Source organism: Streptomyces palmae, from assembly GCF_004684805.1.
In the GTDB taxonomy this organism is placed as follows: domain Bacteria; phylum Actinomycetota; class Actinomycetes; order Streptomycetales; family Streptomycetaceae; genus Streptomyces; species Streptomyces palmae.
The window spans coordinates 1-20,831 of the sequence record NZ_SRID01000085.1 but is presented as its reverse complement, the minus strand read 5'-3'; the positions used below and the strand labels follow the sequence as shown (position 1 = coordinate 20,831).

Annotated in this window: 20 protein-coding genes; 2 read left to right on the top strand and 18 right to left on the bottom strand. The window is 73.5% G+C overall.

Annotated elements, in window-relative coordinates:
* From E4099_RS12090 to ggt, 6 genes are all read right to left on the bottom strand, one after another.
* A partial coding sequence (locus tag E4099_RS12090; RefSeq protein WP_209446598.1) for a gamma-glutamyltransferase family protein occupies nt 1-1,214 on the bottom strand: 1,214 nt, incomplete at its 3' end.
* A gap of 148 nt (nt 1,215-1,362) precedes the next feature.
* The gene (locus tag E4099_RS12085; protein WP_135339009.1) at nt 1,363-2,361 is read right to left on the bottom strand and encodes a TIGR03842 family LLM class F420-dependent oxidoreductase; all 999 of its coding nucleotides are present in this window, start codon (nt 2,359-2,361) and stop codon (nt 1,363-1,365) included.
* Nucleotides 2,362-2,375: 14 nt separating this feature from the next.
* Nucleotides 2,376-3,779 carry a dihydropyrimidinase gene (gene hydA / locus E4099_RS12080; protein WP_135339008.1) on the bottom strand — a complete coding sequence of 468 codons (1,404 nt, stop codon included), beginning with the start codon at nt 3,777-3,779 and terminating at the stop codon, nt 2,376-2,378.
* Nucleotides 3,776-5,149 (bottom strand): aspartate aminotransferase family protein, encoded by a 1,374-nt coding sequence (locus E4099_RS12075; protein ID WP_245244782.1) that lies wholly within the window; start codon nt 5,147-5,149, stop codon nt 3,776-3,778. The genes hydA and E4099_RS12075 overlap by 4 nt, the downstream gene beginning before the upstream one ends.
* The gene (locus E4099_RS12070; RefSeq protein WP_135339007.1) at nt 5,146-5,988 is read right to left on the bottom strand and encodes a nitrilase-related carbon-nitrogen hydrolase; all 843 of its coding nucleotides are present in this window, start codon (nt 5,986-5,988) and stop codon (nt 5,146-5,148) included. Before E4099_RS12070 ends, E4099_RS12075 begins: the two co-directional genes overlap by 4 nt.
* A gap of 278 nt (nt 5,989-6,266) precedes the next feature.
* Nucleotides 6,267-8,132 carry a gamma-glutamyltransferase gene (gene ggt, locus E4099_RS12065; protein ID WP_135339006.1) on the bottom strand — a complete coding sequence of 622 codons (1,866 nt, stop codon included), beginning with the start codon at nt 8,130-8,132 and terminating at the stop codon, nt 6,267-6,269.
* A 194-nt stretch (nt 8,133-8,326) separates the two neighbouring features.
* Between ggt and E4099_RS12060 the strand changes: the two genes are divergently transcribed.
* The gene (locus tag E4099_RS12060; RefSeq protein ID WP_135339005.1) at nt 8,327-9,067 is read left to right on the top strand and encodes a hypothetical protein; all 741 of its coding nucleotides are present in this window, start codon (nt 8,327-8,329) and stop codon (nt 9,065-9,067) included.
* Between the two features lie 16 nt (nt 9,068-9,083).
* Here the strand turns inward: E4099_RS12060 and E4099_RS12055 are convergent, their stop codons facing one another.
* The 11 genes from E4099_RS12055 to E4099_RS12005 form a co-directional block, all read right to left on the bottom strand.
* Nucleotides 9,084-9,521: a DUF6278 family protein gene (locus E4099_RS12055; protein WP_135339004.1), complete on the bottom strand. Its 438-nt coding sequence runs from the start codon at nt 9,519-9,521 to the stop codon at nt 9,084-9,086.
* A gap of 88 nt (nt 9,522-9,609) precedes the next feature.
* A complete protein-coding gene (locus E4099_RS12050) occupies nt 9,610-10,398 on the bottom strand; it encodes an exodeoxyribonuclease III (RefSeq protein WP_135339003.1) in 789 nt (262 codons plus the stop codon).
* Between the two features lie 30 nt (nt 10,399-10,428).
* The gene (locus E4099_RS12045) at nt 10,429-11,076 is read right to left on the bottom strand and encodes an MBL fold metallo-hydrolase (protein WP_135339002.1); all 648 of its coding nucleotides are present in this window, start codon (nt 11,074-11,076) and stop codon (nt 10,429-10,431) included.
* Nucleotides 11,077-11,170: 94 nt separating this feature from the next.
* Entirely contained in the window at nt 11,171-12,451 is a 1,281-nt protein-coding gene (gene pcaDC / locus E4099_RS12040) for a bifunctional 3-oxoadipate enol-lactonase/4-carboxymuconolactone decarboxylase PcaDC (RefSeq protein ID WP_135339001.1), read from the bottom strand.
* Between the two features lie 35 nt (nt 12,452-12,486).
* On the bottom strand, nt 12,487-13,041 hold the full coding sequence (locus tag E4099_RS12035) for a hypothetical protein (RefSeq protein WP_135339000.1): 555 nt from the start codon (nt 13,039-13,041) through the stop codon (nt 12,487-12,489).
* Nucleotides 13,041-14,159, bottom strand: a complete 1,119-nt coding sequence (locus tag E4099_RS12030) for an ROK family glucokinase (RefSeq protein ID WP_135338999.1) — start codon at nt 14,157-14,159, stop codon at nt 13,041-13,043. Before E4099_RS12030 ends, E4099_RS12035 begins: the two co-directional genes overlap by 1 nt.
* 447 nt (nt 14,160-14,606) lie before the next feature.
* A complete protein-coding gene (locus E4099_RS12025) occupies nt 14,607-15,467 on the bottom strand; it encodes an ATP-binding cassette domain-containing protein (protein ID WP_245244781.1) in 861 nt (286 codons plus the stop codon).
* Nucleotides 15,434-16,489 (bottom strand): ABC transporter permease, encoded by a 1,056-nt coding sequence (locus E4099_RS12020; protein WP_135338998.1) that lies wholly within the window; start codon nt 16,487-16,489, stop codon nt 15,434-15,436. The genes E4099_RS12025 and E4099_RS12020 overlap by 34 nt, the downstream gene beginning before the upstream one ends.
* Entirely contained in the window at nt 16,486-17,487 is a 1,002-nt protein-coding gene (locus E4099_RS12015; protein WP_135338997.1) for a sugar ABC transporter substrate-binding protein, read from the bottom strand. Before E4099_RS12015 ends, E4099_RS12020 begins: the two co-directional genes overlap by 4 nt.
* Before the next feature lie 215 nt (nt 17,488-17,702).
* Nucleotides 17,703-18,422 (bottom strand): GntR family transcriptional regulator, encoded by a 720-nt coding sequence (locus tag E4099_RS12010; protein ID WP_135339010.1) that lies wholly within the window; start codon nt 18,420-18,422, stop codon nt 17,703-17,705.
* Nucleotides 18,423-18,623: 201 nt separating this feature from the next.
* Nucleotides 18,624-19,394 carry an SDR family oxidoreductase gene (locus E4099_RS12005; protein ID WP_135338996.1) on the bottom strand — a complete coding sequence of 257 codons (771 nt, stop codon included), beginning with the start codon at nt 19,392-19,394 and terminating at the stop codon, nt 18,624-18,626.
* A 116-nt stretch (nt 19,395-19,510) separates the two neighbouring features.
* Here E4099_RS12005 and E4099_RS12000 point away from each other — a divergent pair, with 116 nt between their 5' ends.
* Nucleotides 19,511-20,392, top strand: a complete 882-nt coding sequence (locus E4099_RS12000; protein ID WP_135338995.1) for a LysR family transcriptional regulator — start codon at nt 19,511-19,513, stop codon at nt 20,390-20,392.
* Nucleotides 20,393-20,488: 96 nt separating this feature from the next.
* Here E4099_RS12000 and E4099_RS11995 read toward each other — a convergent pair.
* Nucleotides 20,489-20,831 (bottom strand): guanyl-specific ribonuclease (locus tag E4099_RS11995; protein WP_135338994.1); only part of this gene is annotated, 343 nt, incomplete at its 5' end.

Below are 20,831 nucleotides of genomic sequence, written 5' to 3'. Positions count from 1 at the left end.
AAGCGCTCTGGCGGGGACTGCGCACCGACGACCTCCAGGTGGTCTCCACCGACCACTGCCCGTTCTGCTTCCAGGGCCAGAAGGAACTGGGCCGCGGCGGCGGTGGCGTGCGGGCTGAGCCTGGGGGTGCGGCCGCCGGGGCTGCCGGGGCGTACCTCGAGGGAGGCGGTGGGTCCGATCAGCCGGCGGCGGGCGGCGTTGTACTCCGGGGAGAGCAGGGTGCCCAGCGGCACCTCGCCGGTGTCGCCGTACCAGGCCTCGCGGTCGGCCATGGCCAGCTTGGTGCCCTCGATCAGGGCGTGCAGCCCGTCGGGGTCGCCGGGGTCGGGGGCCGATCCCTCGGGGAGCAGGGCCAGTTGCTGGAGGAGGACCGGGCCCTGCGTCCAGGGGCCGGCCTTGCACACCGTCCAGCCCTGCCAGTCGTAGGTCACCGGGTCCTCGTAGCTCGCGGCGTAGCCGGCCAGGTCCTCCCCGGTGAGGGTGGCGCGGTGGCGTTCGCCGCTGGTGTCCAGGGTGGGCCGGGCGGCGGCCCGGGCGATCGCCTCGGCGACGAAGCCCTCGCGCCAGACGCGCCGGGCGGCCTCGATCTGGGTCTGGCGCCCCGGGCCCGCCGCCTCGGCCTCGGCCACCAGTCGGCGCCAGGTGGCGGCGAGTGCCGGGTTGCGGAACAGCCGTCCTGGCTCGGGCGCCCGGCCGGCGGGCAGGTAGACCTCCGCGGAGGCGGTCCACTCGGTCTCGAACAGCCCGCGGACGGTCTCCACCGTCTGAGCGAGCCGCTCCACGGGCGGATGCCCGGTCTGCGCGTATCCGATGGCGTACCGCAGCACCTCGGCGAGGCGCTTGGTGCCGTGGTCGTGCAGCAGCCGCATCCAGGCGTCGAAGGCGCCGGGCACGGCGGCGGCCAGCGGACCGGTGCCGGGCACCAGGGTCAGACCGAGCGAGGTGTAGTGGGCGATGGTGGCACCCGCGGGGGCGGGGCCCTGTCCGCACAGCACCCGGACCGGTCCCCCGGCGGGGGCCAGGATGATCGGCACCTCGCCGGCCGGGCCGTTCAGGTGCGGCTCCACGACGTGCAGCACGAAGCCGGCGGCCACCGCGGCGTCGAAGGCGTTGCCCCCGTCCTCCAGGACGGCCAGCGCGGTCTGCGAGGCCAGCCAGTGGGTCGAGGAGGCCATCCCGAAGGTGCCCTGGAGGGTCGGCCGGGTGGTGAACATGGATCCCCTCTCCCGGGTGCGGCGCCGGCTCGCGGAGTGCCACGACGGTGACGCTGTGGACGGCGCCGGGACGAGTGCTGACCGGGGACGCCCCGCGCCGCCCGGTGGGCCGGCTGCTCCACCGGGCGAGGCGGGGCGTCCGCCGAGGTCAGCTCAGGGCCGGGACGACCCGGGCCCCGTAGGCGTCGATGGTCGCCTCCTTCGCGTCGTGCATGGCGTACACGGCGAACTGGTCCACGCCCACCTCCCGCAGCCGGCGCAGCTTGTCGATGTGCGCCTCGGCGGGGCCGAGCAGGCAGAAGCGGTCCACGATCTCGTCGGGGACGAAGGCGGTGTCGGGGTTTCCGGCCCGGCCGTGGTGCCGGTAGTCGTAGCCCTGCCGGTTCTTGATGTAGTCGGTCAGTTCGTCCGGGACGGCATCGGAGTGCTCGCCGTAGCGGGCGACCAGGTCGGCCACGTGGTTGCCGACCATGCCGCCGAACCAGCGGCACTGCTCCCGGGCGTGCGCCAGGTCCTCGCCCACGTAGGCGGGCGCGGCCACGCAGATGGTGAGGGCGTCCGGGTCGCGGCCGGCCTCGGTGGCGGCGGCACGGACCGCCTTGACCATCCACTCGGTGAGATACGGGTCGGCGAGTTGGAGGATGAGGCCGTCGGCGCGCTGTCCGGCCAGGGCGAGCGCCTTGGGCCCGTAGGCCGCCATCCACACCGGCAGCCGGCCCCCGCGTGCCCACAGCAGCCGCACCGCGGTGCCGTCCAGCACGGCCTCGCGGCCCTCGGCCAGGTCGCGGATGGTGTCGATGGCCTCGCCGAGCCGGGCCAGGCTGCCGGGGCCGCGGCCGGCCACCCGCATGGCCGAGTCGCCGCGGCCGATGCCGCAGACCGTGCGGTTGCCGTACATGTCGTTGAGGGTGGCGAAGGTGGAGGCGGTGACCTCCCAGGTGCGGGTGCCGGGGTTGGTGACCATGGGGCCGACGATCAACCGCTCGGTGTGTTCCAGGATCTGGCTGTAGATCACGAACGGCTCCTGCCAGAGCACGGCGGAGTCGAAGGTCCAGCCGTAGCGGAAGCCGTTGCGCTCGGCCCGCCGCATCAGCTCGATCACCGCCGAGGCGGGCGGGTCGGTCTGCAGCACGAGTCCGAAGTCCATGGACGCTCCCTGTGTCAGGTGAGGTGTTGGCAGGTCTCGCGGGGGACGAACCGTCCGTGCCCCGCACGCCCGGTGAACCGCCTCCGGTCGATGACGGTTTCGCCTCGCGAGAGCACCGTGACGACCTGACCGGTGACGCTTCGGCCCTCGTATGCCGAGTAGTCGACGTTCATGTGCTGGGTGGCGACGGACAGGGTGTGCCGGGCGTTCGGGTCGTAGATGACGATGTCGGCGTCCGCGCCCGGGGCGATGGTGCCCTTCTTCGGGTAGAGGCCGAACATCCGGGCGGGCGCGGCGCAGGCGATCTCGATCCAGCGGCGGCGCGTGATGTGGCCGTCCAGCACCGCCTGGTGCAGCAGGTCCATCCGGTTCTCCACCCCGGGCAGCCCGTTGGGGATCTTGGAGAAGTCGCCGCGGCCCAGTTCCTTCTGGCCCTGGAAGCAGAACGGGCAGTGGTCGGTGGAGACCACCTGGAGGTCGTCGGTGCGCAGTCCCCGCCAGAGCGCTTCCTGGTGGTCGCGCGGCCTCAGCGGGGTCGAGCAGACGTACTTGGCGCCCTCGAAGTCCGGCTCGGCGAGGTTGTCGGTGGACAGGAACAGGTACTGCGGGCAGGTCTCGCCGAAGACGGGCAGCCCCTGGTCGCGGGCGGCGGCCAGTTCGGCGAGGGCCTCCCGCGCCGAGACGTGCACGACGTACAGCGGCGCCCCCGCGACCCGGGCGAGCTGGACGGCCCGGTGGGTGGCCTCGGCCTCCAGCAGCACCTTGCGGACCTCGCCGTGGTGGCGGGGATCGGTCCGGCCGGCGGCCAGGGCCTGTTCGACCAGGACGTCGATGGCGATGCCGTTCTCCGCGTGCATCATGATCAGCCCGCCGTTGCCGGCCGAGCGCTGCATGGCGCGCAGGATCTGCCCGTCGTCGCTGTAGAAGACCCCCGGGTAGGCCATGAACAGCTTGAACGAGGTCACGCCCTCGGACACCAGCAGGTCCATCTCCTTGAGCGAACTCTCGTTCACATCGGAGAGGATCATGTGGAAGGCGTAGTCGATGGCGCACCGGCCGCTCGCCTTGGCGTGCCAGGCGTCCAGCCCCTCCCGCAGCGACCGGCCCACCGACTGCACCGCGAAGTCCACGATGGTGGTGGTGCCGCCCCAGGCGGCGGCGCGGGTGCCGGTCTCGAAGGTGTCGGAGGCGAAGGTGCCGCCGAACGGCAGCTCCATGTGGGTGTGGGCGTCGACGCCGCCCGGGATGACGTAGTGGCCGGTGGCGTCGATGACGGTGTCGGCGGTCCAGCCCTCGGCGTACGCGCTGCCGTGGGCGGCCAGCGCCACCACCCGGCCGTCCTCGATCAGCACATCGGCGGTGAGTTCGTCGGTGGCGGTGACCACCAGGCCGCCGCGGATCACGGTACGGCTGCTCACAGGGCGTTCCTCCGCTCGTCGGGCCGGGCGCCGGCCACGGCCTTGGTCAACGCCGCCTCCAGGATCGCCGCGCCCTCCTCGGCCTCGGCGACGGTCAGGCTGAGCGGCGGGGCGATCCGCAGCACGCTGGTGTCATGGCCGCCGCCCTTGCCGATCAGCAGTCCGTCCTCGCGGGCCGCCTCCAGCACGGCGGAGGCCAGCTCCGGCGCCGCCCGCTCACCGCCGGGCCGCACCAGCTCGACGCCGATCATCAGGCCCCGGCCGCGCACCTCGCGCACCGCGTCCAGGCCCGCGGTCGCCGCGCGCAGCCGCTCGATGAGCAGCCCGCCGACCCGCCGCGCGTTGCCCTGGAGGTCGTTCTCCAGCAGGTGGGTGAGGTTGGCGAGCCCCGCGGCCATGGTGACCGGGCTGCCGCCGAAGGTGGAGATGGAGTTGGCGTCCAGGCAGTTCATGATCTCCGCACGGGCCACCACCCCGCCGATGGACATGCCGTTGCCGATGCCCTTGGCGAAGGTGAGGATGTCCGGCGGCCCGGCGGCGGCGTGCGCCTGCCAGCCCCAGAAGTGCTCGCCGGTCCGCCCCCAGCCGGTCTGCACCTCGTCGCTGATCCACAGGATGCCGTGCCGGTCCAGCACCTCGCGGAAGCGCGCGTACAGGCCGTCGGGCGGGCTGGTGAAGCCGCCGACCCCCTGGATCGGCTCGGCGATCAGGGCCGCGACACCGCCGTGCACCTGGCCCAGGACGTCTTCCAGGTCGGCCACGCAGGCCGCGGTGAACTCGGCGTCGGACAGTGCCGCGAACGGCCCCCGGCCGCGCACCGCGCCGTGGACGTACAGCGTGTGCAGCGGGGAGAGGCTGGTCGGCGACCAGCCGCGGTTCCCGGTGACGCCGACCGCGGAGAAGGAGCGCCCGTGGTAGCTGTTGCGCATCGCCAGCACCTGGTTGGAGCGCCGGTGGGTGCTGGCCAGCAGCAGCGCGGTGTCGTTGGCCTCGGTGCCGGAGGTGGTGAAGAAGACGCGGGCGTCGGGGATGCCGGACAGCCGGGCGATGCGCTCGGCCAGCTCCACCATGGGCCGGTTGAGGTAGAGGGTGGAGGAGTGGATGATCCGGGACGCCTGCTCCGCGACCGCCCGGCTCACCTCGGGCAGCGCGTGGGCGGTCATGGTGGTGAGGATGCCGCCGAAGAAGTCCAGGTACCGCTTGCCCTCGGCGTCCCAGACATGGCGTCCCTCGCCGTGGGTGATCTCGATCGGCCGCTGGTAGTAGAGGGCCAGCCAGTCCGGCAGTACGGCCTGGTGCCGGGCGTGCAGGGCGGCGTGGGTGCGGCTGCCGTCCGCGCCGGGGGCCGGTGTCCCGCCGGGGGCGCTCACGGCCGCACCAGCCCGTCGTACGCGTCCGGCCGCCGGTCCCGGTAGAAGGCCCACTGCTGCCGCACCTCGTCGATCAGCCCGAGGTCGAGGTCCCGGACCAGCAGCTCCTCCTTGGTGTCGCTGGCCGCCTCGCCCACCAGCTGTCCGCGCGGGTCCACGAAGTAGGAGGTGCCGTAGAAGTCGTTGTCGCCGTACTCCTCCTGGCCGACCCGGTTGATCGCGGCGATGAAGTACTCGTTGGCGACCGCGGCGGCGGGCTGCTCCAGCCGCCACAGGTGGGAGGAGAGGCCGCGCGAGGTGGCCGAGGGGTTGTAGACCAGCTGGGCCCCGCCGAGCCCGAGCTGCCGCCAGCCCTCGGGGAAGTGCCGGTCGTAGCAGATGTACACGCCGACCTTGCCGACCGCGGTGTCGAACACCGGCCAGCCGAGATTGCCCGGCTTGAAGTAGTACTTCTCCCAGAAGCCCTTGAGCTGCGGGATGTGGTGCTTGCGGTACTTGCCGAGGTAGGTGCCGTCGGCGTCGATCACGGCCGCGGTGTTGTAGTAGTGGCCGGACTGCTCGACCTCGAAGACCGGTACCACCATCACCATCCCGGTCTCCCGGGCCAGCTCCCGCATCCGGGTGACGGTGGGCCCGTCGGGCACCGGCTCGGCCCAGCGGTAGTGCTCGGACTCCTGCACCTGGCAGAAGTACGGGGCGTTGAAGACCTCCTGGAAGCCGATCACCTGGGCGCCCTGCGCGGCGGCCGCCCGGGCGTGCTCCTCGTGTTTGGCGATCATCGACTCGGTATCACCCGTCCAGGTGGCCTGGACCAGTGCCGCACGAACAATCTTGGCCATGACTGGCTCCTTTGACTGCACGTCAGACGCATCTACGCACGTAGACGCCGGGTGTAGGTGGAGAACGTACGACCCGGCTTCCACCGTGACAAGACCGCCTGCGGAACGCAACGAGGCCGATCACGTTTCGCGCGGCGTTCCGGCGGGTCCGGGGTGGGTACCGCCTTCCGGGCGCGGAAGACGGCGGCGCGGGCGGTGGCCTCACCACCGCCCGCGCCGCCGGACGGGACCTCAGTCGCGCGGGCCGCGAGCGGGCGGACCCGCCGCCCACGCGGTGGTCACCGGGTGGGGCCCGCGGGCCTGACCACCATCGCCGAGCCGCCGCCGCGGCGCGAGGTCTCGGCGGCGGCCAGCCAGCGGCCGTCCGGGAGCCGCTGCACTCCGGTGGCCGCGCCGATCTCGGGGTTCAGGGAGAAGCGGTGGCCCATCGCCTCCAGCCGGGCGCGCAGCGGGCTGTTCCACAGGCCCGGTTCCAGTTCGGTGGTGGCCGCGTTGCGCTGGCTGGCGCGCGGCGCGGCGATGGCGTCGACCAGCGGCATCCCGCGGTCCAGGTGGTTGAGGAGGGTCTGCAGCACGGTGGTGATGATCGTCGCGCCGCCGGGCGAGCCGAGGGCCAGCACCGGGCGGCCGTGCTGGAGCACGATGGTCGGCGACATCGAGGACCTCGGCCGCTTGCCGGGGCCGGGCAGGTTGGGGTCGTGCACGGCCGGGTTGGCGGGGGCGAAGGAGAAGTCGGTCAGCTCGTTGTTGAGCAGGAAGCCGCGGCCCGGCACGGTGATGCCGCTGCCGCCGGTCTGCTCGATGGTGAGCGTGTAGGCGACGACGTTGCCCCATTTGTCGGAGACCGTCAGGTGGGTGGTGTTCTCCCCCTCGTAGGTGGTGGGCGCCGCGGTGCCGCGGGTGTCGCAGCCGCCGCCGGGCCGGGTCGGGTCACCGGGGGCCACCGGGCTGGTGAGCACCGCGTCGTCCTTGATCAGGCAGGCCCGGGAGTCGGCGAAGCGCTGCGAGAGCAGGCCCCGGGTGGGGACGTCCTCGAACGCCGGGTCGCCCACCCAGCGCCCCCGGTCCGCGAAGGAGACCCGGCTGGCCTCGATGTAGCGGTGCAGGAACCGCTGCTCGTCCAGACGGGAGAGGTCGCCGCGCTCCAGGATGTTCAGCGCCTCGGCGACGGTGGTGCCGCCGGAGGACGAGGGCGCCATGCCGTAGACGTCCAGCCCGCGGTAGGTGGTGCGGCTGGGCGCCTGCCGCTTGGTGCGGTACGCGCCGAGGTCCCGGGCGGTCAGGTCGCCGGGGCGCACCACCCGGGAGGCGTCGGAGCGTACCGGCGGCTGCCGCACGGTCTTGACGATGTCGTCGCCGATCTCGCCCTTGTAGATCGCGCCGACGCCCTTGTCGGCGAGCAGCGCGTAGGTACGGGCCAGGTCGGGGTTGGTGAAGGTGGAGCCCACCTCGGGCAGCTTCCCGCCGGGCAGGAAGAGGTCGGCGGTGGCCGGGAAGTCGGCGAACCGGGCCTGGTTGTCGGCGGTCTGCCGGCGGAAGGTGGCGTCCACGGTGAAGCCGTGCCGGGCGATGCGCTCGGCGGGCGCCAGGACCTGGGCCAGCGAGCGGGTGCCCCAGCTGTCCAGCGCCTGGTCCCAGGTGGCCGGGGTGCCGGGGACCCCGACGCTCAGTCCGCTGGTGACGGCCTCGGTGAAGGGGATCGGTGTGCCGTCCGGGCCCAGGAAGAGCCGCTGGTCCGCGCTGAGCGGCGCGGTCTCGCGGCCGTCGATGGTGTACACCCGGTGCTGCTTGGCGTTGTAGTAGACGAAGTACCCGCCGCCGCCGACGCCCGCCGAGTAGGGCTCGGTGACGCCGAGCGCGGCGGCCGTGGCCACCGCGGCGTCCACGGCGTTCCCGCCGTGCCGCAGCACCTCGATCCCGGCGGCCGAGGCGTCCGGGTCCACGCTGGAGACGGCGCCGCCGTAGCCGGCGGCCACCGGCGTCTTGGCGGGCTGGTCCGCGGTACGGGCCGGGGCGTGGTCGCCGGCCACCGCCGGGGCGGTCCCGAGCGCGGTGGCGAGCAGGGCGGTGGCGGCGAGCGCGGACACCCGGCGCCGGGTCGCTGATGGTGTGGACGGTGCGGTTGCTCTCGCGGCGAGCCCCATGCATACCTCCATATGATCGGCAGGGCCCGGACGATACTCGTCCCCCGGGGCCCGGGGACAGAGCCCCGACGCCCGGTCGGCCGAGGTCGCGGATCGCTGGTATCCGCGCGCTCGCGTGTACACCCCAAGGCCCCGGGGAGGCGGCCCGGGACCGACTCGAACACCTGGCCGCGACCCCGCTACGATGCCCGGCCATGACGGACACCGTGCAGGTTTTGATCGCCGGAGCCGCCGCGCTGCTGGTGGGCCTGGTCCTCGGCTGGGCTGCCCACACGACCGTGGTGCGCCGCCGCGGCACCCGGGAGCAGGGGTTCTTCGGGCTGCCCGAGGGCTCGGAGTGCGTGCTGGTCACCCACCGGGACACCTCCTCGGTGCACTGGAGCATCCCGCGCCATGACGCGCTGGCGCTGCTGGGCCTGGCCGCCGTGGTGGAGAACTGCGGCGCGCACCTGGAGATCGCCCCTCATGACACCGGGCTCCAGGGCTTCGGCGCCCGGACCGAGTTCTGCGTCGGCGACCCGACCGCGCACCGGCGGCTGGCGGCCCACATGGCGAACCTGCTGCCGGGCGTCCGGGTGCACCCGGGGGACGAGACGGGCGCCGACCGGGGCACCCTGACCATCGGCGGGACCGCCTACCGGGCGGATCCGGGGGCGGTCGAGTACGTCCTGCTGGCCAGGCTGACCGGGGGCGAGGGCGGGCGACCGGTGTTCCTGGCGGCCGGCCAGCACCCGGTGACCCACCGCGCCGCGATCCGCTACCTGGTGCGCAACCGGGCCCGGCTGGCCCGCAAGTACGGTGCGGACGGCGCGTTCTGCCTGCTGCTGAAGGTGGTCAACTCGCAGGCCTACGGCCCGGACGTGGTGGAGCTGGTGGTCGACGCCAGCAAGACGGCGACCTCCCCGCCCTCCCGCCGCGCCCCCAAGGGCGACTGACGCCCCGGCGGGCGGCTCAGCGGCCGCTGCCCTCGCAGACCTCCGCGAAGCAGCGGGAGAGTTCGGGGGCGCCGACGGCGGCCCACTGGTCGCCCGCCTCCGCCACGTCGATCTCCCGGCCGGAGGCCAGCCGCACCAGCGGCCGGCCGTTCGACGGGATGCGCCAGGCGGCGCCGGGCACGCTGCGCACGATCACCGTACCGAGGTAGAGCCCCGCGTCGTTGCCGAGTCGGCACAGTTCGTCGGGGTCGTCCCGCCAGTACGGGTTGACCTGGTCCAGAGCCTCCAAGGAGGCCGCCGAGTCATCGAGTTCCACGCCCGCGGCGGCGGCGCGGGCGCGGAGCAGCTCGCACTCGGAGAGCAGTTGGGCGACGCCCTCCGGGTCACGTTCGCGGTCATCCGCCAGGGCAGCGCCGTGCCGCTTGCGCCGGTTGCCCAGAAAGGGGATGTGCATACCGTTCAGAGTGGCACCGCGGGGGCCGCCGCACCACAGGGCGCGCGGAGGGACCCCGAGGACACCCGGGCGCGGGGCGCCGGTTCAACTACGGGGCCTCCAGCGCGAGGTCGACGACGACCGGGGCGTGGTCGGAGGCGCCCTTGCCCTTGCGCTCCTCGCGGTCCACGTAGGAGTCGGTGACCGCCTTGGCGAACGGGGTGTTCCCGTAGACCAGGTCGATGCGCATGCCGCGGTTCTTGGGGAAGCAGAGCTGGCGGTAGTCCCAGTAGGTGAAGGGGTGGGCGTACTTCAGGGGGCGCGGCACCACGTCGCCGAGCCCGGAGGCGCGCAGCGCCGCGAGCGCCTCCCGCTCGGGGTCCGTGACATGGGTGGCGCCCTCGAAGGCGGCGGTGTCCCAGACGTCCTCGTCGGTGGGGGCGATGTTGTAGTCGCCGAGCACCGCGAAGGGGCGCTCCCCCGCCGCGTCCTGGGCCACCGCCTCGTTCAGCGCGGCGAGCCAGCGCAGCTTGTACTCGTAGTGCGGGTGGCCGATCTCCCGGCCGTTGGGCACGTAGACCGACCAGACCCGGGCGGGTCCGCAGGTGGCGCTGATCGCGCGCGGCTCCTGGACGCCCTCGTACTCCGGGCCGCCGGGCAGCCCGGTCACCACGTCCTCGATGCCGACGCGGGAGAGCAGCGCCACGCCGTTCCACCGGCCGTCGGCGTTGACCGCCGCCTGGTAGCCCAGCTCGCGCAGCGGCTCGAAGGGGAACGCCTCCCGGCCGCACTTGGTCTCCTGGACGCACAGCACATCGGTGCCGCTGCTCTCCAGCCAGGCCAGCAGCCGGGGCAGCCGCGCGGTGATCGAATTGACGTTCCAGGTGGCGATACGCATGCCGCCCAACCTACCGCCCGGGTCCGACACTCACAGCGACACGCTCTCCCCGGGGGTCAGCCGGGTGTGCTCCGCGCCGCCGAGCCCGGGAAGCCCCTGGGGGCCCAGCATCCGGCCGTACACCGGGTGCGCCAGGTCCGACAGCAGCGCGTCGTGGATGTCGTAGGTGCGCCGCGGGCCGACCTCGCGAACGTAGTCCACCACCTCGGAGAGCTTGTTCCACGGGGCGTGGACCGGGATCAGCAGGGTCTCCACCGGCTGCTCCGGGACGGTCAGCGCGTCGCCGGGGTGGAAGAGCGCGCCGTCCACCAGGAAGCCGATGTTGGTGATCTGCGGGATGTCGGGGTGGATGACCGCGTGCAGTTCGCCGTGCACCTGGATATCGAAGCCGGCGGCGGTGAAGGTGTCGCCGTCGCCGACCGTGTGGACCCGGCCGGGGAAGGCGGCGGACAGCTGCTCGGCGACGCTGCGCAGGGTCCACACCGCGGTCCGCGGGTCGGCCTCCAGCGCGGCCCGCAGCCGGCCCTCGTCGAAGTGGTCGAAGTGCTCGTGGGTGACCAGCAGCGCGTCGGCGCCGGCGACCGCCTCGGGCTCGGTGAACGCGCCCGGATCGATGACCAGCACCTGCCCGTCCTTCTCCAGGCGGACGCAGGCATGGCCCTTCTTGGTGAGCTTCATGGCGCCATTCTGGCCGCCGCGCCGCCCCGCCGCCCCCGGCCGCGCCGGAGCGGGGCGGGGCCCAGTCCGGCGCGTCGCGGGTTCCCCGGCAGGCTCACTCCCGGGGGCTGGTCTCCTCCTGGATCACCCGCTGGGCCACCGCGAACGCCGAGTTCGCCGCGGGCACCCCGCAGTAGACGCCGGTGTGCAGCAGCACCTCCTTGATCTCGGTGGGGGTGAGGCCGTTGCGCAGCGCCGCGCGGGTGTGGGCGGCCAGTTCCTCGAAGTGGCCGCGGGCGGCCAGCGCGGTGAGGGTGATCACCGAGCGGGTGCGCCGGTCGATGCCCGGGCGGCTCCACACCTCACCCCAGGCGTAGCGGGTGACGAAGTCCTGGAAGTCGCCGGTGAACTCGTCGCGGCCGGCCTGCGCCCGGTCCACATGGGCGTCGCCCAGCACCTCGCGGCGCACCCTGGCGCCCTGCTCGTACGCGTCGGAGCGCACCGCGGCCGGCTGCTCGGGCCGGGCCGGGGCGATCTCGGCGACCGGGACCACCGGCGGGGCGGGCTGCGGCCGCGGGACGGCCGCCGGGACCGGGGTCGTACCGGTGGCGGGCTCGGCGGACTGCCAGGAGCCGGTGAAGTGCCGTACCAGCAGGTCGGTGACGGCGGCGGGCTGCTCCACCGGCGTGAGGTGGCAGCTGCCCGGCACCAGGGCGAGCCGGGCGTCGGGGATGCCGGCCACCAGCACCCGGGCGTCGGCGGCCGGGGTGTCCTGGTCCTCGGCGCCCACCAGCACCAGCGTGGGGACCCCGATGCGGTCGAGGTCGGCCCGGATGTCGAAGGCGGCCAGCGCCTCGCAGGCGGCGATGTAGCAGCCCGGGTCGGTGGTGCGGACCATCTGGACGGCCCAGTCCACGATGGCGGGCTGGGCCGCGGCGAAGCCGGGGGCGAACCAGCGCTCGGGGGTGCTGCGGGCGATCGCGTCCAGGCCGTTGGTGCGCACCACCACGCCCCGCTGCCGCCAGGCGTCCGCGCTGCCGAACCGGGCCGAGGCCGCCACCAGGGCCAGCGAGCCGATCCGGTGCGGGTGGCGCAGGGCCAGGTCGCAGCCGATGGCGGCGCCGAAGGAGGAGCCCGCGTAGGCGAAGCGGTGCACCCCCAGGCCGTCCAGGGTGGCCAGCACCCGGTCGGCGAGGTCGGCGACCGAGGTGGCGGGGTGAGCGGGCGAGCCGCCGTGCCCCGGCAGGTCGAAGCGGATGACGCGCCAGTGGCGGGACAGCTCGGGTATCTGGCGGTCCCACATGTGCCAGGTGGTGCCCAGCGACGGGCCGAGGACGAGGGCGGGCCCGTCCTCGGGGCCGTCGGTCCGGTACTGAAGGGTCTTGGTCTCGCTCACCGGGTCACGCTATCCGTATCGGGCCGCCGCCCCGGTCAGGGGGTGACGGTGGAGACCAGGTAGACCTCGGGGTGGCGGGGGTTGCCGAGGTCGACGGTGACGTCCAGGGTGGGCTCCGGGTCCTTCTGGTCCACCCGCAGTCCGGCCCAGTCCTCGCCCGGGCCCAGCCGCCAGCCCACCTTCCCGGCGTGCTCGGTGTCGATGGTGACCTTGCCCTGGTGCAGCGCGGAGCGGTCGGTGCGCAAGGTGGCCAGGAACCGGTCGAGCCCCTCGGCCGAGGTGATGAACTGCACGTACATGGCGCTGGTGTCCCAGCTGTTGGTCTCGTAGAAGGCCACGTCCGCGGAGGCCGGCGGGATCCACACGTCGTAGATGCGCCGCTGCACCCTGGTGGGCCAGCCCTCGGTGAGCCCGGTGGCGGAGGCGCCCTCGGCCTTGTTCTCGCCGCTGGCGCGGCTCTGGATCGCGGAGATCACCAGATAGCCGGCCGGGATGGTGATCAGCAGGAAGACCACCAGCGCGGTGGTCCAGCGGCGCCGCGGGCGCTCGCCGCCGGCGGCGAGCGCCGGCCCCTCGGCGCCCCGGCCCATCAACGGCCCGCCTGGGCGTAGCGCTCGTAGCGTTCGACCCGGCGCCGGTTGGCCCGCCGGAAGCGGCGGGCGACCAGGCGGGCCAGGTCGGCGGCGCCGACCATGCCCGCGTCCGGGCCCAGCTGTGCCTTGACGATGGTGGCCTCGGGCCGGTAGCCGCGGCCGGTGAGGTGGCGCCGGAAGGCGTTGCGGGCGGGGCCGATCAGCAGGTCGTCCGCGGCGCTGACGCCGCCGCCGATGACGAAGCAGGAGGGGTCCAGCGCGGCGGCCAGGTTGGCGATGCCCACGCCCAGCCACTCGCCGATGTCCTGGAGCAGCTCGACGCACATGGCGTCGCCCTCGCGGGCCAGCTCGGTGATGAGCGGGCCGGTGATCTCGGGGATGTTCCCGCCGACCCGGTCAATGATCCCGTACGCCACCGGGGACTCGGCGACGGCCAGCTCGCGGGCCTCGCGCACCAGGGCGTTGCCCGAGCTGTACTGCTCCCAGCAGCCGCGGTTGCCGCACGGGCAGCGGTGCCCGCCGGGCACCACCTGCATATGCCCGAACTCGCCGGCGACGCCGTACTTGCCCCGCTTGACCTGCCCGTCCTCCAGGATGGCGCCGCCGATACCGGTGCCCAGGGTGATCATGACGAGCTTGTCCTGGCCGCGGCCGGCGCCGAACCGCCACTCCGCCCAGGCGGCGGTGTTGGCGTCGTTGTCGACCATCACCGGCACCGCCAGCCGGCCGGCCAGCCGGTCGCGCAGCGGCTCGTTGCGCCAGGACAGGTGGGGGGCGAAGAGGATGCGGTTGCGGTCGGCGTCCACCCAGCCGGCGGCGCCGATGCCCACCGCGTGCACATCGTGGCGGTCGGACAGGTCCAGCACCAGCTCCACGATGACGTCCTCGACGACCTTGGGGCTCTTGGACTTGTCCGGGGTCTCGGTGCGCAGCTTCTCCAGGATGTTGCCGTCGGCGTCCACCACGCCCGCGGCCACCTTGGTTCCGCCGATGTCGATGCCGACGGTCGGCACCCGCGGCGCGGTCAGGTGGGAGCGCCGCTCCCTGGTGCCGACGGTGCGCAGCACGGTGGCCCGGGCCGATCCCCGGTGCACCCGGTCGCGGTACATGCTCATCGCCGCGCCCTTCCGCCGCGGGCCGCCGGTGCGGCGCCCTCCCGGCTGCCGTCGGCTCTGCCCCGGCCGAGGCCGGCGGTGGGCGGGTTCGCGGGGCGGTGCGCTCGGGTGTCGCGTGCGCTACGGGTGCGTGCTCGCAAGAGTCGTCGTCCCTGCGGAGGTCTCGGGAGGCGCGACGGCGCCTCGTGGATCGGTCCGGCGGACCGGCGGCCCGCCGGGGCCGATTCTGCCTCACCAGTGGTAGGCGACGCATAACCGACCAGCGGACTCAGGTCATGGGCCCCGCCCGGACCCCGCCCTCAACCACCGGACGGGCTGGAAGATCCAGCCCGTCCTGAGGGCACCTCTGGGGGTACCCCCAGAGGTAGCCGGGGGAGGTAGCCGGGGCAGATCGAAGGAGATCGAGACGAGGACGGGAGCCCGACGGCGCCTGCCGGGACGGACGGGCTAAGCCCCCTTCGGCCCCACCGCTCGGGAGAGCTCATGGCTGAGCTGCTCCAGTTCGCTGCCGCCGGCCATCTGCCGGGTCAGCTCCTCCAGGGCGATCTCCGCCTTGGCGTGGCTGCCCGCCATCGCGCCCCGCTTGAGCAGGACGAAGTGGTCGCCGACCAGGTAGGCGTGGTGCGGGTTGTGGGTGATCAGGACCACACCGAGCCCGGCGTCGCGGGCGGCGGCCACGTACTTGAGCACCATCCCGGACTGCTTGACGCCGAGCGCCGCGGTGGGCTCGTCCAGCACCAGCACCTTGGCCCCGAAGTACACCGCGCGGGCGATGGCCACGCACTGCCGCTCACCGCCGGACAGGGTGCCGATCGGCTGGTCCACGTCCCGCAGGTCGATGCCCATGCGGAGCAGCTCGGTGCGGGTGGTCTCGCGCATCGCCGCCACGTCCAGGCGCCTGAACGGGCCGCGTCCGCGGGTGGGCTCGGAGCCGAGGAAGAAGTTGCGCCACACCGGCATCAGCGGGACCACGGCGAGGTCCTGGTACACGGTGGCGATGCCGCGGTCCAGGGCCGCCCGGGGGGAGGCCAGCCGGGTCCGCTCGCCCTCGATGGTGAAGGTGCCCGCGTCATGCTGGTGCAGCCCGGCGATGATCTTGATCAGGGTGGACTTGCCGGCCCCGTTGTCGCCCAGCACGCAGGTGATCTCGCCGGCGTGCACCTCCAGCGAGACGCCCTCCAGCGCCTTGACGTTCCCGTAGAACTTGCTGACCTCGGTCAGCTGGACCAGCGGGCGGCGGGCGGCCGCCGCCTCGTCGGGGGTGTGCTCGGTACTCACTTGCTCGCCTCCGCCCGCTTGCGGACCCATGCGTTGAGCAGGGCGGCCAGCAGCAGCATCGCCCCGAGGAACAGCTTGAACCAGTCGGCGTTCCACTGGGCGTAGATGATGCCCTTGTCGGTCATGCCGAAGATGAACGCGCCGATGGCCGCGCCGATCGCCGACCCGTAGCCGCCGGTCATCAGGCAGCCGCCGATGACCGCCGCGATGATGTAGAGCAGCTCGTTGCCCACGCCCTCGCCGGACTGCACCGCGTCATAGGACATCAGCAGGTGCTGGCCGGCGATCCAGGCGCCGAAGGCCACCCCCATGTACAGGCCGATCTTGGTCTTGTTGACCGGCACGCCGACCGCGCGGGCCGCGTCCGCGTTGCCGCCGGCGGCGAAGATCCAGTTGCCGGCCCGGGTGCGCAGCAGGATCCAGGTGGCCAGGGCCACCAGCCCGAACCACCACAGCACGGTCACGTTCAGGTCCACGTCCCCGATGGTCAGGTGGGAGGCGAAGACCTTGCGGGCGGAGGGGAAGCCCTCCATGTCGGCGATGGTCTTGGTGGACACCGTGCCGTCGATCAGCTGGGTGAAGCCGAGGTTGGCGCCGGTGAGCATCAGGAAGGTGCCCAGCGTGATGATGAAGCTGGGCAGCTTGGTGCGGGTGAGCAGGATGCCGTTGAAGAAGCCGATGGCCAAGGTGGCCAGCAGCGAGACCCCCACGCCGACCCAGACGTTCGCCGTCATCTGGTACGAGAACATCGAGGAGATCAGCGCGGAGGAGGTGACCATCACCCCCGCGGACAGGTCGAACTCGCCGCCGATCATCAGCAGCGCCACCGGCACCGCCATGATGCCGATGGTGGAGGCGCCGTAGAGCACCGTGCTGAAGCTGGACCACTGGAGGAAGCTGTCGGCGACCACCGAGAAGAACAGGAAGACGGCGGCGGCCCCGACCAGCGCGCCCAGCTCGGGGCGGACGGCCAGCCGGCGCAGCAGGGAGCGCCGCAGCAGCCGCTCGTCCTCGGCCCCCTCCGGTCGCACCGGTGCGGTGGTGGCGCTCATCGGGTGCCCCGCTTGGTGTAGTCCTCCAGGGCGGCGGCGTCGTCCTTGGTGATGATCTGCGGGCCGGTGAGGACCGGTCGGCCGCCGCCGAGGGTGTCCAGGTTGTAGCGGTACAGCCACAGCAGGTCCACCGCCTCGTAGCCCTGGAGGTAGGGCTGCTGGTCGACGGCGAAGCCCAGGCTGCCGTCCCGCAGCTTGGCGGCGACCTTGGGGTTGAGGTCGAAGGTGTCGATCTCGGCGTCGCTGTGGGCCTGGTCGGCGGCCTTGGCGGCGGTGTCGGCGAACGGCGCGCCGAGGGTGACCACCGCGTCGATGCCCTTGTCCGCCTGGAGCTTGGCCAGGATGGAGGACTGGACGCGGGGCATGTTGGTGCCCTCCACGTAGAGCTTGACCAGCTTGCCGTCGAAGGTCTTCGCGGTGCCGTCGCAGCGCTGCTCATGGCCGACGTTGCCCTGCTCGTGCAGGACGCACAGGGCCTTCTTCTTGCCGCGCTGGTTCAGCTCCTCGCCGACCGCCTCGCCGGCGATGGTCTCGTCCTGGCCGACGTGGGTCAGCGCGCCGAACTTCTTGGACACCTCGGATCCGGAGTTGACGGTGATCACCGGGATTCCGGCCTTCTCCGCCTTCTTCAGCACGTCCTTCATGGCGTCCGGCTTGGCGAGGCTGACGATCAGCCCGTCGACGTGCTGGTCGATGTAGGACTGGACGAGCTGGGCCTGCTTCTGGCCCTCCTCGTCGTGGGCGTAGAGGAACTTGATGTTGTCCTTGGCCGCGGCCTGCTCGGCACCGCTCTGCACGATGTCCCAGAAGGTGTCGCCGTCGCCCGAGTGCGTGACCATGGCGATGGTCCAGCGCGGGGTACCCACCGCCGACTGGCCGCGGGCGGCCTTGGCCTCCTCCCGAGCGGCCTTGGCGCGGTCCTCCGCGCGCTTGCCGCCGGTGCTGCTGCACCCTGCCAGGGCGGTCGCGCCGAGCACCGCTGCCAGTACGGCGGTCATCGCCCGCACACCTGTCCGTCCCCTGAATGCCACGAAGTAACTGCCCTTCTCGCTGTCCGCTGGGTGCTGCCGGTGCCAGTCCTATCAGCACACAACCGCCCAAGTATCCCTGACTCCGTCCGACAGTGCCGGACAGGTCAGGTACCTACGGGGATTGGCGGGGTCGCGTCAAGGCATCCCGCGCGGTCTTCCGGCGGGTATTCCGGGCCGGCCCCTCAGCCGCGGACCAGCAGCTGGAACTCGAAGGCGTACCGGGAGGCGCGGTAGACGTGCGAGCCGAACTCGACCGCCCGCCCGGTGTCGTCGTAGGCCGTGCGCTCCATGGTCAGCAGCGGCGCACCGGGCCCCTCGCCGAGCTCCTCGGCCTCCTCGGCGGTCGCGGCCCGGGCGCCGACCTTCTGCCGGGCGCTGTGCAGGGTGATCCCCGCGGCCCGCAGCAGCCGGTACAGCCCGGTCTTCTCCAGGGCCGCGCCGTCCGGCCCGAGCAGCCCGGCCGGCAGATGGTTGCGCAGGTGCGCCATCGGCTCGCCGTGCGCGAAGCGCAGGCGCTCGATCACCGTCACCTCGGTCCCCTGGGCCACCCCGAGTGCCCCGGCGACCTCGGCGGTCGCCGGCTCCGCCGCGTACCGCAGCACCCGGGTGGCGGGGCGCTGCCCGGCGGCCTCCAGGTCGTCGTACAGGCTGCTGAGCTCCAGCGGGCGCCTGACCTGGCTGTGCACCACCTGGGTGCCCACACCCCGGCGGCGGACCAGCAGCCCCTTGTCCACCAGGGTCTGGATGGCCTGCCGGACGGTGGGCCGGGACAGCCCGAGCCGGCCGGCGAGGTCGATCTCGTTGCCGAGCAGGCTTCCGGGCGCCAGCCGACCCTGTTCGATGGCGGCCTCGAGCTGCTGGGACAGCTGGAAGTACAGCGGAACGGGGCTGCTGCGGTCCACGCCGAGCTGGAGCGGCTCTCCGGGCCCCTGCGGGTGTGCGTCCTGGGTTGCCACGGGGGCGAGCGTAGCCGGATGAGCAGATGACGGGAAGTAGTGAAGTCCGGTTGTCCGGACAATTGGAACGGGCCTTCGCCTGACCACTGCCGGGCCACCGCTGGGCCGTCACCGGGCCACCGCCGGGGCATCGCAAGGGCACCGCCCTCACCAGGGCAGGGGGCGTCCGTCCCGGAAGAAGCCGCCGGTGGGGCCGGAGTCCGGGAGCGTGGCGGCCCAGACCACCCCGGCCGCGCCGTCCGCCACCGGCCGCCCGCCCGAGCCGCCCATCTCGGTGGCGACCCAGCCCGGGCAGACCGCGTTGACCAGGATGCGATCGGCGCGCAGCTCGGCCGCGAGCATCCGGGTGAGCGCGTTGAGCGCGGCCTTGGAGGCGGTGTAGGCGGGGGTGCCGCCACCCATGTTGGTGAGCGACCCGGCCTCACTGGAGACATTGACCACCCGCGGGTGCCCGGCGGCGCGCAGCAGCGGGGCGAAGGCGCGCACCATCCGCCAGGGTCCGTAGAGATTGGTCTCGGCGGTCTCCCTGACCGCGTCCAGGTCGGCGGTGACGGCGCGCTGCCAGGTGTCGTAGCCGACGGCCGCGTTGTTGACCAGCACGTCCAGCCGCCCGTACCGCTGCGCGACCCACTCGGCGGCGGCCCGGACGCCGTCCTCCTCGGTGACGTCCAGCCGCAGCGGGTGCACCGTCCCGCCTCCGGCCGCGGTCAGCTCCCCGGCGGCGGCCTCGGCGGCCCGAGGCGAGCGCGCGGCGAGCAGTACGGTGTGCCCCCGCTCGGCGAGCTGGGCGCACACCTCCCGGCCGATGCCCCGGTTGCCGCCGGTGACCAGGGCGATCGGGGTGCTGCGGCGCTCGCCCGCGTCCCGTGCCGTGCTTCCCGTGCCGGTCGTGCTCGACGTGCTCGACGTGCTCGCCATGGGGGGATCCTTCCGCCGTCGCGTGCGCCCGCTCGTTCCGACCGCGGGCCGCCCGCTTCCGATCGTGGTCCCACAGGGGGATGTCCGTCCAAGTGCGCTTGTGATAGCCATCGGCTATGGACGCCCATCTGCGCGATCTCCGGTACTTCGTCGCGGTCGCCGAGGAACTCAACTTCACCCGGGCCGCCGAGCGGCTCTTCGTCTCGCAGCCCGCGCTGAGCAAGCAGATCCGGCGGTTGGAGGAGTCGCTGCGGACCCGGCTGTTCCACCGCGACCGCCGGACGGTGGCGCTGACCGCTCCGGGTGAGGCGCTGCTGCCCCGGGCCCGGGAGCTGATCCGGCTGTGGGGCGAGGCGCAGCGGGCGGTCGGTGACGCGGCGGCGGCCGAGGCGGCGGTGCTCACCGTGGGGGTCTCCTCCAGCGTGGGCCGGGGGCTGCTGGCCGCCGCCCGGGCCCACCTCGCCGAACGCCACCCCGCCTGGCGGATCCGGGTGCGCCAGGTCGACTGGGAGGATCCGACGGCCGGGCTGGCGGGCGGGGAGGTGGACGCGGCGCTGCTCTGGCTGCCGGTGCCCGGGCAGGAGGCGTTCACGGTCCGGGTGGTGGCGAGCGAGCCGCGCTGGGTGGCGCTGCCGGCCGGGCACCGGCTGGCGACGCGGGCCGAGATCGCCTTCGCGGAGCTGCTCGACGAACCGTTCCTGGCGCTGCCGGACAGCGCGGGCCCGCTGCGGGACTTCTGGCTCGGGGTGGCGGAGCGCGGTGGCCGGCCGGTGCGGATCGGTGCCACCGTCTCCAACGCGGACGAGACCTTCGAGGCGGTGGAGGAGGGCAGCGGGGTGGTGCTGCTGGCCTCCGGCAACGCCGCGATCTACCAGCGGCCCGGGGTGGTGGCCCGACCGGTCACCGGGCTGTCCCCCAGCGAACTGGCCCTGGCCTGGCGGACCGGTGACCACCGCATGGTCATCCGTGACTTCGCCATCGCGCTGGGCGCGGGCTGACCCGGGCCGGCTCGCGGGCGCGGCTCGAAGGGCCGCCGGACGCGACCGCGGTCGCCGCCGCCGGGGCGGCGACCGCGGGACGCCGGCCGGGTGGCCTCAGCAGCCGAAGTCGACCAGGCGGAAGGTGGCGTAGTGGTCGGCGGTGTAGTAGTCCTCGGCGGTGCGCTGGCCGGTGACGATGCGCCGGGCGCCGCGGGTGGGAGAGTCCGGGGTGATCACCGTGTACTCGTGGTAGTACCCGGTGCTCTGCTGGGGGAGCACGCCCTCCCGGTTCTGGAAGACGGTGCCGTCCTGGGGGAAGGGGAAGGGTCCGCCGGAGTCGATGAGGTCGAGGGTGTCGTGCGCCTGCGAGGGCAGGGCGGAGTAGCAGACGCTGCCGACCGCGGTGATCCGGTGCGGCGCGGCGGCCGTGCTGGTCGCGGTGGTCGCGCCGCACCGG

Coding starts and splice junctions, on each gene's coding strand:
- E4099_RS12070 (WP_135339007.1), bottom strand. CDS start 5,988: ATGGCCAAGATTGTTCGTGCGGCACTGGTCCAGGCCACCTGGACGGGT.
- E4099_RS12045 (WP_135339002.1), bottom strand. CDS start 11,076: ATGAAGCTCACCAAGAAGGGCCATGCCTGCGTCCGCCTGGAGAAGGAC.
- E4099_RS12055 (WP_135339004.1), bottom strand. CDS start 9,521: ATGCACATCCCCTTTCTGGGCAACCGGCGCAAGCGGCACGGCGCTGCC.
- E4099_RS12020 (WP_135338998.1), bottom strand. CDS start 16,489: ATGAGCGCCACCACCGCACCGGTGCGACCGGAGGGGGCCGAGGACGAG.
- E4099_RS12030 (WP_135338999.1), bottom strand. CDS start 14,159: ATGAGCATGTACCGCGACCGGGTGCACCGGGGATCGGCCCGGGCCACC.
- ggt (WP_135339006.1), bottom strand. CDS start 8,132: ATGGGGCTCGCCGCGAGAGCAACCGCACCGTCCACACCATCAGCGACC.
- E4099_RS12015 (WP_135338997.1), bottom strand. CDS start 17,487: ATGACCGCCGTACTGGCAGCGGTGCTCGGCGCGACCGCCCTGGCAGGG.
- E4099_RS12035 (WP_135339000.1), bottom strand. CDS start 13,041: ATGGGCCGGGGCGCCGAGGGGCCGGCGCTCGCCGCCGGCGGCGAGCGC.
- E4099_RS12005 (WP_135338996.1), bottom strand. CDS start 19,394: ATGGCGAGCACGTCGAGCACGTCGAGCACGACCGGCACGGGAAGCACG.
- E4099_RS12050 (WP_135339003.1), bottom strand. CDS start 10,398: ATGCGTATCGCCACCTGGAACGTCAATTCGATCACCGCGCGGCTGCCC.
- E4099_RS12060 (WP_135339005.1), top strand. CDS start 8,327: ATGACGGACACCGTGCAGGTTTTGATCGCCGGAGCCGCCGCGCTGCTG.
- E4099_RS12085 (WP_135339009.1), bottom strand. CDS start 2,361: ATGGACTTCGGACTCGTGCTGCAGACCGACCCGCCCGCCTCGGCGGTG.
- E4099_RS12000 (WP_135338995.1), top strand. CDS start 19,511: ATGGACGCCCATCTGCGCGATCTCCGGTACTTCGTCGCGGTCGCCGAG.
- E4099_RS12025 (WP_245244781.1), bottom strand. CDS start 15,467: ATGGGTCCGCAAGCGGGCGGAGGCGAGCAAGTGAGTACCGAGCACACC.